Consider the following 15,216-nt stretch of genomic DNA (forward strand, 5'->3'; position numbering starts at 1 on the left):
CGCGGTTTATCCGCGCCCTTTGACAAGTTGACGGCTATGCAGGACATCACAACCCCTCCAGATACCACCTTTACACTCGATAACGTCTCGTTTCGGGTTCCTGGTCGCACGCTGCTTCATCCTCTCTCGCTCACCTTCCCGGTGGGAAAAGTGACTGGCCTTATCGGCCACAACGGCTCCGGTAAATCGACGCTTTTGAAAATGCTCGGTCGTCATCAGCCACCGTCGGAAGGCGAGATCCTGTTGGATGGTCAACCGCTCGATAGCTGGAACAGCAAAGCGTTTGCCCGTAAAGTCGCCTATCTGCCGCAGCAGTTGCCGCAGGCGGAAGGGATGACGGTGCGCGAACTGGTGGCGATTGGCCGCTATCCGTGGCACGGGGCGTTGGGGCGTTTTGGCGTTGCCGACCGCGAAAAAGTGGAAGAAGCCATTACCCTGGTTGGGTTAAAACCGCTGGCCAATCGGCTGGTGGATAGCCTCTCCGGCGGCGAGCGTCAACGGGCGTGGATTGCCATGCTGGTGGCGCAGGACAGCCGTTGTTTGCTGCTGGATGAACCGACCTCCGCGCTGGATATCGCGCATCAGGTCGATGTATTGGCGCTGGTGCATCGCTTAAGCCAGCAGCGCGGGCTGACGGTTGTGGCCGTACTGCACGATATCAACATGGCCGCGCGCTACTGTGACTATTTAGTAGCGCTGCGCGGTGGCGAGATGATTGCTCAGGGCACGCCTGCCGAGCTGATGCGCAGCGAAACGCTGGAACATATTTACGGTATTCCGATGGGGATACTGCCACACCCGGCAGGTGCTGCGCCGGTAAGTTTTGTCTATTGATGGGTGCCTCCTCTTTGATTAGCCGTCGACGTTTACTGACGGCGATGGCTCTCTCGCCGCTGCTCTGGCAGATGCGCCACGCGCAGGCGGCGACGGTCGATCCTCACCGTATTGTGGCGCTGGAGTGGCTCCCGGTTGAGCTGCTGCTGGCGCTGGGCGTCACGCCTTATGGTATTGCCGATATCCCAAACTATAAGCTGTGGGTGAATGAACCCGCACTGCCGGATTCGGTGATCGACGTTGGCCTGCGCACCGAACCCAACCTCGAACTGCTTACCCAAATGAAACCCTCGTTTCTGGTCTGGTCGGCGGGCTATGGCCCTTCAGCCGAGACGCTGGCGAAAATTGCGCCAGGGCGCGGCTTTGCCTTCAGCGATGGGAAAAAGCCACTGGCGCAGGCGCGTCACTCGCTTGTTGAAATGGCGCAACTGATTGGTCGCGAGCCACAGGCGCAACAGCACCTGCGGGAATATGATGCCTTTGTTGAAAGCCTGAAGCCGCGTTTCACGATGCGCGGCGATCGCCCGTTATTGATGGTCACCCTGTTGGATGCGCGGCATATGCTGGTTTTCGGGCCGAACTGCCTGTTCCAGGAGATGCTCGATACGCTTGGCGTTAAAAATGCCTGGCAGGGCGAAACTAACTTCTGGGGCAGCGTGGCGGTGGGTATCGACCGACTGGCCGCCTACAAAGATGCGGATGTGCTCTGCTTTGACCACGGCAACGACCCGGAAATGCGTAAGCTGATGGCGACGCCGTTGTGGCAGGCCATGCCCTTTGTGCGCGCCAATCGTTTTCAGCGCGTACCGGCGGTCTGGTTCTACGGCGCGACGCTTTCGGCGATGCACTTTGGCCGCGTGCTGAATAATGCGCTGGGAGGCAAAGCGTGAGGAATAAAATCTCCCCGTTTGCTGCCCTGTTGCTGGCGTTGCTGTTTTTCGTCGCGTTGGCGTTAACCTGGTTTAACTTCAATGTCGCGCTGCCGCGAGGGCAGTGGTTACAGGCGCTTCGTCAGCCAGATATCGATTCTATCGACCAGATGTTGTTCCATTACAGCCTGGCGCCGCGTCTGGTGATTTCACTGCTGGTGGGGGCGGGGCTTGGGTTGGTCGGTGTCCTTTTCCAGCAGGTGCTGCGAAATCCACTCGCGGAACCGACGACGCTTGGCGTGGCGACCGGCGCGCAGTTAGGCATGACTGTCACCACGCTGTGGGCGATCCCTGGTGTGTTGGCCTCGCAGTTTGCCGCATTGGCCGGAGCCTGCATTGTGGGGGCGCTGGTGTTTGGCGTGGCGTGGGGTAAACGACTTTCCCCGGTGACGCTGATTCTGGCGGGGCTGGTGGTCAGCCTCTACTGCGGTGCAATCAACCAGCTTATGGTGATTTTCCATCATGACCAGCTACAAAGCATGTTCCTGTGGAGCACCGGCACGCTGACGCAAACTGACTGGAGTATCGTCGAACGCCTGTGGCCGCAGCTGCTGGGTGGGGTGATGCTCACGCTGTTGCTGCTGCGACCGCTGACGCTGATGGGACTGGATGACGGCGTGGCCCGCAACCTGGGGCTGGCGTTATCGCTGGCGCGCCTGGCGGCGTTGACGCTGGCGATTGTCATCAGCGCTTTCCTCGTTAACGCGGTAGGCATTATCGGCTTTATCGGCCTGTTTGCGCCGCTGCTGGCGAAAATGCTCGGCGCGCGCCGCCTGCTGGCGCGATTGATGCTGGCGCCGCTGATTGGTGCGCTCATTCTCTGGCTTTCTGACCAAATTATTATCTGGCTCACTCGCGTATGGATGGAGGTCTCCACCGGCTCGGTCACCGCGCTGATAGGTGCGCCGCTACTGCTTTGGTTGCTACCGCGTCTGCGAAGCATGACCGCACCCTCGATGAATGCCAGCGATAATGTTGCTGAGGAGCGTTACCACGTGCCTGCGTGGGCCATCGCCGGGCTGGTTGTTCTGCTGGTGGCGATTTTTGCCGCGCTGGCGTTTGGCCGTGATGCCGGGGGCTGGCACTGGGCGAGCGGCACGCTACTGGATGAACTGCTGCAATGGCGCTGGCCGCGCGTGCTCTCTGCATTGATCGCCGGGATGATGCTGGCGGTGGCGGGCTGTATTATTCAGCGACTGACGGGCAATCCGATGGCAAGCCCGGAAGTCCTGGGGATTAGCTCCGGTGCGGCGTTTGGCGTGGTGCTGATGCTGTTTATCGTACCGGGTAATGCTTTTGGCTGGCTGCTGCCCGCGGGGAGCATCGGCGCGGCGGTCACGCTGCTGATTATTCTGATCGCCGCCGGACGCGGTGGCTTTTCGCCGCACCGCATGCTGCTCGCGGGGATGGCGCTCAGCACTGCCTTTACCATGTTGTTGATGATGTTGCAGGCGAGCGGCGATCCGCGCATGGCGCAGATCCTGACATGGATTTCGGGTTCAACCTATAACGCAACCGGGACGCAGGTGCTGCAATCGGCGCTGGTGATGGCGGTGCTATTCTTGCTGGTACCGTTGAGCCGCCGTTGGCTGACCATTCTGCCGCTCGGCGGAGATACCGCGCGGTCTGTGGGCATCGCTCTGACGCCTGCGCGAATTGCGCTGTTGTTGTTGGCAGCCAGCCTGACGGCGGCGGCCACGCTCACCATTGGCCCGCTGAGTTTTGTTGGCCTGATGGCGCCGCATATCGCGCGCATGATGGGCTTCCGCCGCACAATGCCGCATATCGTGATGTCTACGCTGGTGGGGGGATTACTGCTGGTGTTCGCCGACTGGTGCGGGCGCATGATGATGTTCCCGTATCAGATCCCGGCAGGGTTGCTGTCGACCTTTATCGGTGCGCCGTACTTTATTTATTTGCTGAGAAAGCAGAGCCGTTAGAAAAGACCCTCACCCCGGCCCTCTCCCTGAGGGAGAGGGGGAAAACTAGCGCCGGTCGGTTCCCTCTCCCGATGGGAGAGGGTTAGGGTGAGGGTGGTTACAGCTTCGCAAACACCTTACGCGCCGCATCAATCGTCTTATTGATATCCTCCGGCGTGTGCGCCACAGACATAAAGCCCGCTTCAAACGCTGACGGCGCCAGGTAAATACCTTCGTCCAGCATCAGATGGAAGAAACGCTTGAAGCGCTCAACGTCGCACTTCAGGACATCCTGATAGCAGGTTACTGTTTTCGCGTCAGTGAAGAAAATCCCGAACATCCCGCCAACGTGGTTAACCACCAGAGGAATGCCTGTCTCTTCAGCGGCTTCCAGCAAACCTTCTGCCAGTTGAGTGGTGAGTTCGTCTAAGGTTTCGTGAACGCCAGGTTGTGCCACCTGCGTCAGGCATGCGTAGCCTGCAGCCATCGCAATTGGGTTACCGGAAAGCGTACCTGCCTGATACACCGGGCCGGTTGGTGCTAGTGCGTCCATTACGTCCCGGCGTCCGCCGAATGCGCCCACTGGCATACCGCCGCCGATGATTTTGCCAAGGCAGGTCAGGTCTGGGACGACATTATAGTAAGACTGCGCACCCGCCAGGGCGACGCGGAAGCCGGTCATCACTTCATCGATGATCAACAGCGCGCCAAATTCATCGCACAGTGCGCGCAGGCCCGGCAGGAATTCCGGCAGCGGCGGCACACAGTTCATGTTGCCCGCGACCGGTTCCACGATGATGCAGGCGATCTCCTGAGGGAACTGCTCGAACGCCTCGCGCACGGAGGCGAGATCGTTATAGGTACAGGTCAGCGTGTGTTTAGCGAAATCTGCCGGGACGCCTGGGGAATTGGGCTGGCCGAGGGTCAGTGCACCGGAACCGGCTTTTACCAGCAGGTGGTCGGCGTGCCCGTGGTAGCAGCCTTCGAATTTGATGATTTTATCGCGGCCTGTGAAGCCACGCGCCAGGCGAATGGCGCTCATGGTTGCTTCCGTACCGGAATTCACCATGCGTACCATGTCCATGGTCGGCACCAGTTCGGTCACCAGTTCCGCCATTTTCACTTCCATTTCGGTTGGCGCACCGAAGCTCAGGCCTCGCTCGGCGGCTTCAATCACCGCGTTACGAATGGTCGGGTTGTTGTGTCCCAGCACCATCGGCCCCCAGGAACCAACGTAGTCCACATAGGCTTTGCCGTCCGCATCATACAGGTAAGCCCCATCCGCACGTTCGATAAACAGCGGTGTGCCACCTACGCCGGTGAAGGCGCGTACCGGTGAGTTGACGCCGCCGGGAATAAGTTTCCGCGCTGCGTTGTAGAGGTTTTCCGATTTGCTCATGAAACGGCTCCTGATTCGGGGGAGGAAAATGATTAACGGGCTATTCTAATTATTCCAGGAAGGTTATGAAAGTTTTGCCGAAATGAAACACCTGGCGATTCAGGGGAATTTTTACGCGACGAGGGGCGAGAGGCCCGCTAGAATGCCCCCTTCGGATTTGTATTACCAATTAATGATAAGCAGATGAAAGCAGATTCTTCCTCTTTTGAGTCACAGCAAGTCGCGCGCTTACGTCGTGGCGATACGATACGGCAGTTGTTGAACCGCGATAAAACGCCGTTAAAAATTTTGTTGATGGCCGCGCTGGTCGGCACCGTCGCGGGGTTCGTTGGCGTGGCGTTCGAAAAAGCGGTGAATTGGGTGTCGAACCTCCGGATGGCGTCGATTGCCCACGTTGCTGATCACTGGTTTATCGTCTGGCCGCTGGCCTTTATTCTTTCCGGGCTGCTGGCGATGGTGGGCTACCTGTTGGTGAGGCGCTTTGCGCCGGAGGCAGGCGGTTCGGGCATTCCTGAAATTGAGGGCGCGCTGGAAGAGTTGCGTCCGGTGCGCTGGTGGCGCGTGCTGCCGGTGAAATTTATCGGCGGGATGGGGACGCTTGGGGCCGGAATGGTACTCGGGCGCGAAGGGCCGACGGTACAAATCGGCGGTAACATCGGGCGCATGATTGGCGATATCTTCCGTATGCGCAGTGCCGAAGCCCGCCATACGCTATTAGCAACCGGCGCGGCGGCGGGGCTGTCGGCGGCGTTTAATGCCCCGCTGGCGGGCATTCTGTTCATCATTGAAGAGATGCGTTCGCAGTTCCGCTATAACCTGGTCTCTATTAAAGCGGTGTTCACCGGCGTCATCATGTCGAGCATCGTGTTCCGCATCTTTAACGGCGAGACGCCGGTTATTGAGGTGGGCAAACTGACCAACGCGCCAGTGGACACACTGTGGCTTTATCTGGTGCTGGGGATGATTTTTGGCATCGTCGGCCCCATTTTTAATACGCTGGTGCTGAGAACGCAGGATATGTTTCAGCGCATTCACGGCGGCGAAATCAAAAAATGGGTGTTAATTGGGGGCCTGATAGGCGGCCTGTGCGGCGTGCTGGGGTTGATTGAACCTGCGGCGGCGGGCGGTGGTTTTAACCTGATTCCCATTGCGGCGGCAGGCAACTATAGCGTAGGTTTGCTGCTGTTTATCTTCGTCGCGCGCGTGCTGACTACGTTGCTGTGTTTTTCCTCCGGTGCGCCGGGTGGGATTTTCGCCCCGATGCTGGCGCTTGGCACGCTGCTGGGCACCGCGTTTGGTATGGCGGCCATGAATGTTTTTCCGGGCTACCATCTTGAAGCGGGCACGTTTGCTATCGCTGGTATGGGCGCATTGATGGCCGCGTCGGTGCGTGCGCCGCTGACCGGTATTGTGCTGGTGCTGGAGATGACCGACAATTATCAGCTCATTTTGCCAATGATTATTACCTGCTTAGGTGCCACGCTATTAGCGCAGTTCCTGGGTGGAAAGCCGCTCTACGCCACGATCCTGGCGCGAACGCTGGCGAAACAGGAAGCAGAGCAGGCGGCAAAAGCGCAGGCAGCGGCAGGGCAGAATACTTGAACGAATTACCAGGGTATTAGATAATGACCAAAAGAATCGGGTTATTATTTGCCCAGATTACAGTATCAATGGGAGCAAAAAATGAGTGATGACGTAGCGCTGCCGCTGGAGTTTACCGACGCCGCAGCCTCTAAAGTAAAAAACCTGATTGCGGATGAAGACAATCCGAACCTGAAACTGCGTGTCTACATCACCGGTGGTGGTTGCAGCGGCTTCCAGTACGGCTTTACCTTTGACGATCAAATCAACGAAGGCGATATGACCATCGAAAAACAGGGCGTTGGCCTGGTCGTTGACCCGATGAGCCTGCAGTACCTGGTCGGCGGTTCTGTTGATTACACCGAAGGTCTGGAAGGTTCCCGTTTCATCGTGACCAACCCGAACGCGACCAGCACCTGCGGCTGCGGTTCTTCGTTCAGTATCTGATGATTACCGGATGGCGTGCGCGCTATCCGGTTAAATCACATCATTTCCCCGGTTCATCCAGCGCAAAGGTTGGCAGCTTCAGATGCCAGTGAATCGCCGCCAGACGAATCACCAGCGTCACTACCATGCCAATCATACTGGCGCTCTCCAGCGGAACGTTGAACGTATAAAACGCCGTGGCGTGTACGATACCGCCGATGATACAGGCGGTGGCGTAAATTTCCGTTCGCAGGATCATCGGCACTTCGCGCGCCAGCACGTCGCGGATAATCCCGCCGCCGACGCCCGTGATCACCCCCATACAAACGGCGACCAGCGGCCCGGTTTCGGCAAGAAACGCTTTATTCACGCCAATGCCGACAAACACCGCGAGGCCGACGGCATCCAGCACCGGTAATACCCACTTTGGCAGGCGGCGTGGTTGACGCACCAGCACGATAGTGAGCATACAGGTGACCATCGCCACGACCAGATCGGTAGGATCTTTTACCCAAAAGACCGGGCCGTGATCGAGCGCCATATCGCGGATCGTTCCGCCACCGACGGCGGTGACTACGCCCAGCACCAGCACGCCAAACGGGTCCATCCGCAGTTTACCGGCGAGCAGAACGCCGGAAACGGCAAAGACAATTGTGCCAAGAATATCCAGCCAGTAGACGAGCATATTCCGAATTAACCTATCAATTAACCTGCGCGAGGGCAGTACAGAGTTGTTTCGCGGCGAGGATAATACGTGGGCTTGCACGTTCAAACCAGTCGCTATTGAGAGGAATCACCGGGATTGTGAGCTGACTGCCCCAATACTGCTCGATTTTAGGAATTTGACTCGTACCGCCGGCGACCACAATCGCCTGTGGCTGGCGTGTAAGCACCTGCTCTCGGCTCACCTGAGGCCAGGGAACGCGGCTGTCGGCGAAGATGTTTTCACCCCCGCACATTTCCAGCACCTGATTCTGAATCGCGGCTTTGTTGCTGGTAAAGATAGGATTGAAACCGAACTGCAGAAATACCCGTTTTTTGGGCTGATTCGCATAGCGGGATTTGAGTTCGTTGTAGTCGCGCAGCAGCTGGCTGGCGGCCTGTTCCGCTTTTTCGGGGTGTGGGCTCCACTGGGCGATTTCGCGCAGCGTAGCGGCAATGCTTTCCACCGTATGGTTGTCTACCCACACGACTTTAATGCCCAGAGAGCTCAACTGGTTAACCTGTCGCTCGGCGTTCCCTTCACGCCAGGCAAGCACGACATCGGGCTTTAGCGCCACAATACGTTCCAGGTTAATTCCCTGCCATGAAGCGACCTGTTCAATATGCCTGGCCTCGTCAGGATAATCAGAGTAGCTGCTGACGCCAATCGGCGTGATCCCGGCGGCAAAAGCCAGTTCGGTATTGGCAGGGGAGAGAGTAATCACCCGCGGCGCGGCGCAAAGCCACGCCGGGGCAACCAGTGCGAGGGCAAGAAGCCCCGCAAGCCACGGCTTAACCATGCGCCAGCTTCTGCACCAGGGCTTCCACCATCAGGGTGGATTGTTTTGCCGCAACCGCCAGGAACTCATCAAAACTCAGGTGAGACTGCTGGTCAGCGACATCGGAGATGGCGCGAACCACCACGAACGGGACGTTGAAGTTGTGACAAACGTGCGCGATGGCGGTCGCTTCCATCTCAACGGCAACTGCCTGCGGGAAGTTGTGACGGATCTTCGCCAGGCCTACAGAGCCGTTGATGAAGGCGTCGCCGCTGACGATCAGGCCGCGTACCGCATTCAGATTTAATGCCTGAATGCACTCTTGCGCCGCAGAGATCAGTTTTTCGTCAGCTTTAAACCCTGCCGGGCAGCCTGGAAGCTGACCAAACTCGTAGCCGAACGCGGTTACATCTGCGTCGTGATAGCGCGCTTCATCGGAAACGACGATATCGCCCACCTTCAGCGTCGGTGCCAGGCCGCCTGCAGAGCCGGTGTTGATAATCACGTCCGGCTGGCAACGTTCCAGCAGCAGGGTTGCGCCCATCGCGGCAGCGACTTTACCGATACCGGATTTCAGTAACGCGACATCCACCCCGTTAAGCTGACCGGTATAAATTTCACTTCCGCCGATGGAGAGCGTTTTACGGTTTTCGATTTTGTCACGCAGCAGCGTAACTTCTTCTTCCATTGCGCCAATGATGCCGATTTTCATAGATTTACTCGCGATATGCCCTATTTGGATGCATAGTCTACCATGGGGTTCAGGGGAAGCGCATTTCTCGCGATGGAGAGGCTATGGCAAAGATTGATTTTCGCAACAAAATTAACTGGGGTCGGCGCTACCGCTCGCCAGAAGGCGTCAGCTCTGAGCATGAAATTCTGCAAATATTCGAAAGCGATCGCGGGCGCATCATTAACTCCCCGGCGATTCGTCGTTTACAGCAGAAAACCCAGGTTTTTCCACTGGAGCGCAACGCTGCCGTGCGTACGCGCCTGACTCACTCACTGGAAGTGCAGCAGGTGGGGCGTTATATCGCGAAAGAAGTGCTCAGCCGTCTGAAAGAGAAAAAGCTGCTGGGGGCTTACGGGCTGGATGAGCTGACCGGGCCGTTCGAAAGCATCGTAGAGATGGCCTGCCTGATGCACGACATTGGTAACCCGCCGTTTGGTCATTTTGGCGAGGCGGCAATCAATGACTGGTTCCGCCAACGGCTGGTTCCGGCTGATGCCACCCAACAGCCGCTAAGCCACGATCGCTGCGTGGTTACTACTTTGCGCTTACTGGAAGGCGATGAGACGCTGAATGATTTGCGGCGAAAGGTACGTCAGGATCTCTGTCATTTCGAAGGTAATGCGCAGGGGATTCGTATGGTGCATACGTTAATGCGCATGAATCTTACCTGGGCGCAGGTCGGTTGTATTTTAAAATATACTCGCCCCGCCTGGTGGGCCAGCGATGTGCCGGCAAGCCACAGCTATTTAATGAAAAAACCTGGCTATTATTTGGCCGAAGAGCACTATATTGCGCGCTTACGTAAAGAACTGGATTTAGCTCCTTACAATCGTTTTCCCTTAACCTGGATTATGGAAGCAGCGGATGATATCTCCTATTGTGTAGCAGATCTTGAGGATGCGGTGGAAAAACGTATCTTTAGCGTCGAGCAGCTTTATCAACATTTACATGATGCCTGGCCTGAACATGGTAAAGGTTCTTTGTTCGCGCAGGTGGTCGAAAATGCCTGGGATAAATCGCGATCCAATTCATTAAGTCGCAGTACGGTCGATCAATTCTTTATGTATTTGCGCGTCAATACATTAAATAAGCTGGTGCCCTTCGCCGCCCAACGTTTTATTGATAATTTGCCAGAAATCTACCGCGGCGACTTTAATCATGCGCTGCTGGAAGATGAAAGCGATTATAGTCAGTTACTCGATCTTTATAAAAAAGTCGCTATAAAACATGTATTTAGTCATTCTGATGTCGAGATGCTTGAGCTTCAGGGTTACCGGGTGATTAGCGGGTTGCTGGAAATCTATTCTCCCCTGTTGAAATTATCGCAAAGTGACTTCACGTTGTTGGTTGAGAAAGAGCGTATCGTTTCACTGCCGATAGAATCGCGCCTGTTCCAGAAACTCTCGCGTAACCATCGACTGGCGTATATCGAGGCCGTAAATAAAGTCGCGCGTGACGCAGCAGAATTCCCGGTGATGGAATACTATTATCGCTGCCGGCTGATTCAGGACTATATCAGTGGGATGACCGATCTCTACGCGTGGGATGAATATCGGCGTCTGATGGCGGTGGAATAACCACGAGTTTTGTAAAGATGAACAATAAATTTTTACTTTTTCCAGCGTGTTAAGCGCGGAACTTAGCGTTAGAAAATGACTCTGATAGTCACGTACACAGCAACTTTGCATAATCTGAAATTGAGATTGAAACACATGAAAAAAACCACGTTAGCAATGAGTGCACTGGCTCTTAGTTTAAGTTTGGCATTGTCTCCGTTGTCCGCTAGCGCGGCTGAGACGGCGTCATCCGCCACTACCGCACAGCAAATGCCAAGCCTGGCGCCAATGCTGGAAAAAGTGATGCCGTCCGTAGTCAGTATCAACGTTGAAGGCAGCACGACCGTGAATACCCCACGTATGGGGCGTAATTTCCAGCAGTTCTTTGGCGACAATTCACCGTTCTGCCAGGACGGCTCTCCGTTCCAGAACTCGCCATTCTGCCAGGGCGGTGGGCCTGATGGTGGACAGGGTGGTGGCCAGCAGCAGAAATTCCAGGCGCTGGGTTCGGGCGTCGTGATTGACGCGGCGAAGGGCTATGTTGTGACTAACAACCATGTCGTCGATAACGCGACGACCATTAAGGTGCAACTGAGCGATGGGCGTAAATTTGACGCCAAAATCGTCGGCAAAGATCCGCGCTCCGATATTGCGCTGATCCAGATTCAGGATCCGAAAAACCTGACGGCAATTAAGATGGCAGATTCCGACGCGCTGCGCGTGGGGGACTATACCGTCGCTATCGGTAACCCGTTCGGTCTGGGTGAAACCGTGACCTCCGGTATCGTTTCGGCGCTGGGTCGTAGCGGCCTGAACGTTGAAAACTATGAAAACTTTATCCAGACCGATGCGGCGATTAACCGCGGTAACTCCGGCGGCGCACTGGTGAACCTGAACGGGGAACTGATCGGTATCAACACCGCGATTCTGGCACCTGACGGCGGCAACATTGGTATTGGTTTCGCTATCCCGAGCAATATGGTGAAAAACCTGACCTCGCAGATGGTGGAATTCGGCCAGGTGAAACGCGGCGAACTGGGTATCATGGGAACCGAGCTGAACTCCGAGCTGGCGAAAGCGATGAAAGTTGACGCTCAGCGCGGCGCATTCGTAAGCCAGGTGATGCCGAACTCTTCCGCAGCAAAAGCGGGGATTAAAGCGGGTGATGTGATCACCTCCCTGAACGGTAAACCAATCAGCAGCTTCGCGGCACTGCGCGCGCAGGTTGGCACCATGCCAATCGGCAGCAAAATCAGCCTCGGCCTGCTGCGCGACGGCAAACCGGTCACCGTGAGCCTGGAACTGCAACAGAGCAGCCAGAATCAGGTTGATTCCAGCTCCATCTTCAGCGGTATCGAAGGGGCGGAAATGAGCAATAAAGGCCAGGAAAAAGGCGTTGTGGTTAACACGGTGAAAGCCGGTTCCCCTGCGGCGCAGATTGGCCTGAAAAAAGGTGATGTCATTGTGGGGGCGAACCAGCAAGCGGTGAAAAATATCGCTGAGCTGCGCAAAATCCTCGACAGCAAACCGTCCGTACTGGCGCTGAACATTCAGCGTGGTGATAGCTCTATCTACCTGTTGATGCAGTAATCCCCTCTGCCAACCCTTTCCCTTTTCGGGGAAAGGGTTTTCTTATTGTTCTGTGAAGCCTTCCACAACTCCATATTTCTCACCCAGGCTTTGTGCATTTGCACAGTGCGGCGGTTAGCCATCTTTCTTATGCTGTAACCTGCTCACAGGAGGATTACATGGCTGGCTGGCATCTTGATACCAAAATGGCGCAGGATATCGTGGCGCGAACCATGCGCATTATCGACACCAACATCAACGTCATGGACGCCCGTGGTCGCATCATCGGTAGCGGCGATCGCGAGCGTATTGGTGAATTGCACGAAGGGGCGCTGTTGGTGCTTTCTCAGGGCCGCGTGGTGGACATTGACGATGCGGTCGCCAGGCATCTGCACGGCGTGCGTCAGGGGATCAACTTGCCGCTGCGACTGGAGGGCGAGATTGTTGGCGTTATCGGCCTGACTGGCGAGCCGGAGACGCTGCGTAAATATGGCGAACTGGTTTGCATGACCGCCGAAATGATGCTCGAACAGTCACGTCTGATGCACCTGCTGGCGCAGGATAGCCGTCTGCGTGAAGAGCTGGTCATGAACCTGATTCAGGCGGAGGAGAATACGCCCGCGTTAACCGAATGGGCGCAACGTCTGGGTATCGACTTGAACCAGCCGCGCGTGGTGGCGGTGGTGGAAGTGGACAGCGGGCAGCTTGGCGTGGATAGCGCAATGGCCGAGCTTCAGCAGTTGCAAAATGCGCTAACGACGCCTGAGCGTAATAACCTGATCGCGATTGTTTCACTGACTGAAATGGTGGTGCTGAAACCGGCACTGAACTCGTTTGGCCGCTGGGATGCGGAAGATCACCGCAAACGCGTCGAGCAACTCATCACGCGGATGAAAGAGAACGGACAGCTGCGTTTTCGTGTTTCGCTGGGTAACTATTTCACCGGGCCGGGCAGCATTGCGCGTTCTTACCGCACGGCGCGCACTACTATGATGGTGGGAAAACAGCGCATGCCGGAAAGCCGCAGCTATTTTTATCAGGATCTGATGCTACCCGTGCTGCTCGATAGTCTGCGGGGTGGGTGGCAGGCCAATGAGCTGGCCCGCCCGTTAACGCGTCTAAAAGCGATGGATAATAATGGATTACTCAGACGAACCCTGACGGCGTGGTTTCGCCATAATGTGCAGCCACTGGCGACATCGAAGGCGCTGTTTATACACCGTAATACGCTGGAGTATCGTCTGAATCGTATCTCGGAATTAACGGGGCTGGATTTGAGTAATTTTGACGATAGGTTGTTGTTGTATGTGGCGTTGCAGCTCGATGAGCAGCCGTAGCGGAACCGCGACCCCCCCTCACCCTGAGGGAGAGGGGTGCGACGGTGCCATGGGTTAAATGTGTGCGGTTTTCTCCCTCTCCCTGTGGGAGAGGGCCGGGGTGAGGGGCTATTTATTCCGCGTCAGTTTTTCCAGATCCGCTTCAATCTCGCTGATCTTATTCGTCACCACTGATTCCAGGTGACGCAGATCGTCCAGGATCTTACGCTTAAGATCCACCTCGGTGCGATCGCGCTGACAAATCTGATCCAGTTCATCAATCACATAGCGCAGGTTAGGGCTAATCTCCTGCACCTCTTTGTATCCCTGTCCAACGCCGTCGGCAGCAACGGTTTTGCGCTGGCGCGGATACTTAAACTTCACGCTTTTGGCGAAAAACTCACCCTTATCCTTCTGGAAGTAGATTTTCAGGATATCGTTGTTGGCTTCCTGCCGGAGGCTGTAACGATCGATTTCATCAGGATTGGTAATGCCCAAACTTTTCAGATTATCGTACATAGCGGTACCCTTGCTGTAATTTACCTATTGAATAATCAGTGAAAAAACCGTTTTCCGCCAGTTTGGAACGAAAAAAAAGCGGGGTAGCCCCCGCTTTAGCCTCTATCTTAATCGATAGTTCGCAGCAGTTCGTTGATGCCCACTTTGCCACGAGTTTTGGCGTCGACTTTCTTCACGATGACCGCGCAGTACAGGCTGTATTTGCCATCTTTTGATGGCAGGTTGCCGGAGACGACAACGGAGCCCGCCGGAACGCGACCATAGAAGACTTCGCCGGTTTCGCGGTCGTAGATTTTGGTGCTCTGGCCCAGGTATACGCCCATGGAGATAACAGAGCCTTCTTCCACAATCACGCCTTCAACGACTTCAGAGCGTGCGCCGATGAAGCAGTTGTCTTCGATGATGGTTGGGTTAGCCTGCAGCGGTTCCAGTACGCCGCCGATGCCGACGCCGCCAGACAGGTGAACGTTTTTACCGATTTGCGCGCAAGAGCCAACGGTTGCCCAGGTGTCAACCATGGAACCTTCGTCAACGTATGCGCCGATGTTAACGTAGGACGGCATCAGCACGGTGTTGCGCGCGATGTACGCACCCTGACGAACGGCCGCAGGTGGAACCACGCGGAAGCCTTCTTTCTGGAAGCGCGCTTCGTCGTAGTCCGCGAATTTCATCGGCACTTTATCGAAGTAGCGGCTTTCCGCACCATCGATAACCTGGTTATCGTTAATACGGAAAGAGAGCAGAACCGCTTTCTTCAACCACTGGTGAGTGACCCACTGGCCGTCAATTTTTTCAGCGACACGCAGCGCGCCGGAATCCAGTAATGAAATAACCTGGTTTACCGCTTCGCGGGTTACGGTGTCGACATTGTTTGGGGTAATGTCGGCGCGACGCTCGAAAGCGGACTCAATAACGTTCTGTAATTGCTGCATTGTTACTCTTTCCATCTGTGTA

At 56.0% G+C, this 15,216-nt stretch carries 14 protein-coding genes; 8 read left to right on the forward strand and 6 right to left on the reverse strand.

The genetic code is table 11. The features are described from left to right. Nucleotides 1-36 precede the first annotated feature (36 nt). Genes fhuC through fhuB form a run of 3 tightly spaced genes read left to right on the forward strand, consistent with a single transcriptional unit; the run spans nt 37 to nt 3,703 of the window. Nucleotides 37-834 (forward strand): Fe3+-hydroxamate ABC transporter ATP-binding protein FhuC, encoded by a 798-nt coding sequence (gene fhuC, locus DBY68_RS19985; protein WP_108476982.1) that lies wholly within the window; start codon nt 37-39, stop codon nt 832-834. Next, nucleotides 834-1,724, forward strand: a complete 891-nt coding sequence (gene fhuD, locus DBY68_RS19990; protein ID WP_108476981.1) for a Fe(3+)-hydroxamate ABC transporter substrate-binding protein FhuD — start codon at nt 834-836, stop codon at nt 1,722-1,724. The genes fhuC and fhuD overlap by 1 nt, the downstream gene beginning before the upstream one ends. Beyond that, complete coding sequence (gene fhuB, locus DBY68_RS19995) at nt 1,721-3,703, forward strand: Fe(3+)-hydroxamate ABC transporter permease FhuB (RefSeq protein ID WP_108476980.1); 1,983 nt, start codon at nt 1,721-1,723, stop codon at nt 3,701-3,703. The genes fhuD and fhuB overlap by 4 nt, the downstream gene beginning before the upstream one ends. Before the next feature lie 97 nt (nt 3,704-3,800). Here the strand turns inward: fhuB and hemL are convergent, their stop codons facing one another. Continuing rightward, nucleotides 3,801-5,081, reverse strand: a complete 1,281-nt coding sequence (hemL, locus tag DBY68_RS20000; RefSeq protein ID WP_108476979.1) for a glutamate-1-semialdehyde 2,1-aminomutase — start codon at nt 5,079-5,081, stop codon at nt 3,801-3,803. A 183-nt stretch (nt 5,082-5,264) separates the two neighbouring features. Here hemL and clcA point away from each other — a divergent pair, with 183 nt between their 5' ends. Both clcA and erpA read left to right on the forward strand, forming a co-directional pair. Further along, nucleotides 5,265-6,683: a H(+)/Cl(-) exchange transporter ClcA gene (gene clcA / locus DBY68_RS20005; protein ID WP_108476978.1), complete on the forward strand. Its 1,419-nt coding sequence runs from the start codon at nt 5,265-5,267 to the stop codon at nt 6,681-6,683. An 81-nt stretch (nt 6,684-6,764) separates the two neighbouring features. Next, nucleotides 6,765-7,109 (forward strand): iron-sulfur cluster insertion protein ErpA, encoded by a 345-nt coding sequence (erpA, locus tag DBY68_RS20010; RefSeq protein WP_108476977.1) that lies wholly within the window; start codon nt 6,765-6,767, stop codon nt 7,107-7,109. Nucleotides 7,110-7,149: 40 nt separating this feature from the next. Here the strand turns inward: erpA and DBY68_RS20015 are convergent, their stop codons facing one another. From DBY68_RS20015 to mtnN, 3 genes are read right to left on the reverse strand one after another with little or no spacing between them, the layout of a single operon-like run. Beyond that, the gene (locus tag DBY68_RS20015) at nt 7,150-7,773 is read right to left on the reverse strand and encodes a TRIC cation channel family protein (RefSeq protein WP_108476976.1); all 624 of its coding nucleotides are present in this window, start codon (nt 7,771-7,773) and stop codon (nt 7,150-7,152) included. Between the two features lie 16 nt (nt 7,774-7,789). After that, a complete protein-coding gene (gene btuF, locus DBY68_RS20020; RefSeq protein ID WP_108476975.1) occupies nt 7,790-8,590 on the reverse strand; it encodes a vitamin B12 ABC transporter substrate-binding protein BtuF in 801 nt (266 codons plus the stop codon). Further along, nucleotides 8,583-9,281 (reverse strand): 5'-methylthioadenosine/S-adenosylhomocysteine nucleosidase, encoded by a 699-nt coding sequence (mtnN, locus tag DBY68_RS20025; protein ID WP_108476974.1) that lies wholly within the window; start codon nt 9,279-9,281, stop codon nt 8,583-8,585. The genes btuF and mtnN overlap by 8 nt, the downstream gene beginning before the upstream one ends. Nucleotides 9,282-9,364: 83 nt before the next feature. Between mtnN and dgt the strand changes: the two genes are divergently transcribed. The 3 genes from dgt to cdaR all read left to right on the forward strand — a co-directional run bounded on the left by dgt (nt 9,365) and on the right by cdaR (nt 13,764). Then, nucleotides 9,365-10,879: a dGTPase gene (dgt, locus tag DBY68_RS20030; RefSeq protein WP_108476973.1), complete on the forward strand. Its 1,515-nt coding sequence runs from the start codon at nt 9,365-9,367 to the stop codon at nt 10,877-10,879. Nucleotides 10,880-11,014: 135 nt separating this feature from the next. Further along, nucleotides 11,015-12,448, forward strand: coding sequence for a serine endoprotease DegP (degP, locus tag DBY68_RS20035; protein WP_108476972.1), 1,434 nt, complete (start codon nt 11,015-11,017; stop codon nt 12,446-12,448). Nucleotides 12,449-12,606: 158 nt separating this feature from the next. Further along, nucleotides 12,607-13,764, forward strand: a complete 1,158-nt coding sequence (cdaR, locus tag DBY68_RS20040; protein WP_108476971.1) for a DNA-binding transcriptional regulator CdaR — start codon at nt 12,607-12,609, stop codon at nt 13,762-13,764. 108 nt (nt 13,765-13,872) lie between these two features. Here cdaR and DBY68_RS20045 read toward each other — a convergent pair whose 3' ends face one another. Next, nucleotides 13,873-14,262, reverse strand: a complete 390-nt coding sequence (locus tag DBY68_RS20045) for a DUF3461 family protein (RefSeq protein WP_015965851.1) — start codon at nt 14,260-14,262, stop codon at nt 13,873-13,875. A 107-nt stretch (nt 14,263-14,369) separates the two neighbouring features. After that, nucleotides 14,370-15,194, reverse strand: coding sequence for a 2,3,4,5-tetrahydropyridine-2,6-dicarboxylate N-succinyltransferase (gene dapD / locus DBY68_RS20050; RefSeq protein ID WP_108476970.1), 825 nt, complete (start codon nt 15,192-15,194; stop codon nt 14,370-14,372). Between the last annotated feature and the right edge of the window lie 22 nt (nt 15,195-15,216).

It is taken from the genome of Pseudocitrobacter sp. RIT415, from assembly GCF_003057695.2.
In the GTDB taxonomy this organism is placed as follows: domain Bacteria; phylum Pseudomonadota; class Gammaproteobacteria; order Enterobacterales; family Enterobacteriaceae; genus Pseudocitrobacter; species Pseudocitrobacter faecalis.

What these genes read in the sequence shown, in the direction of transcription:
- DBY68_RS20045 (WP_015965851.1), bottom strand. Translation starts at nt 14,262, where the DNA reads ATGTACGATAATCTGAAAAGTTTGGGCATTACCAATCCTGATGAAATC.
- btuF (WP_108476975.1), bottom strand. Translation starts at nt 8,590, where the DNA reads ATGGTTAAGCCGTGGCTTGCGGGGCTTCTTGCCCTCGCACTGGTTGCC.
- dgt (WP_108476973.1), top strand. Translation starts at nt 9,365, where the DNA reads ATGGCAAAGATTGATTTTCGCAACAAAATTAACTGGGGTCGGCGCTAC.
- mtnN (WP_108476974.1), bottom strand. Translation starts at nt 9,281, where the DNA reads ATGAAAATCGGCATCATTGGCGCAATGGAAGAAGAAGTTACGCTGCTG.
- fhuC (WP_108476982.1), top strand. Translation starts at nt 37, where the DNA reads ATGCAGGACATCACAACCCCTCCAGATACCACCTTTACACTCGATAAC.
- DBY68_RS20015 (WP_108476976.1), bottom strand. Translation starts at nt 7,773, where the DNA reads ATGCTCGTCTACTGGCTGGATATTCTTGGCACAATTGTCTTTGCCGTT.
- hemL (WP_108476979.1), bottom strand. Translation starts at nt 5,081, where the DNA reads ATGAGCAAATCGGAAAACCTCTACAACGCAGCGCGGAAACTTATTCCC.
- clcA (WP_108476978.1), top strand. Translation starts at nt 5,265, where the DNA reads ATGAAAGCAGATTCTTCCTCTTTTGAGTCACAGCAAGTCGCGCGCTTA.
- cdaR (WP_108476971.1), top strand. Translation starts at nt 12,607, where the DNA reads ATGGCTGGCTGGCATCTTGATACCAAAATGGCGCAGGATATCGTGGCG.
- degP (WP_108476972.1), top strand. Translation starts at nt 11,015, where the DNA reads ATGAAAAAAACCACGTTAGCAATGAGTGCACTGGCTCTTAGTTTAAGT.
- fhuD (WP_108476981.1), top strand. Translation starts at nt 834, where the DNA reads ATGGGTGCCTCCTCTTTGATTAGCCGTCGACGTTTACTGACGGCGATG.
- dapD (WP_108476970.1), bottom strand. Translation starts at nt 15,194, where the DNA reads ATGCAGCAATTACAGAACGTTATTGAGTCCGCTTTCGAGCGTCGCGCC.
- erpA (WP_108476977.1), top strand. Translation starts at nt 6,765, where the DNA reads ATGAGTGATGACGTAGCGCTGCCGCTGGAGTTTACCGACGCCGCAGCC.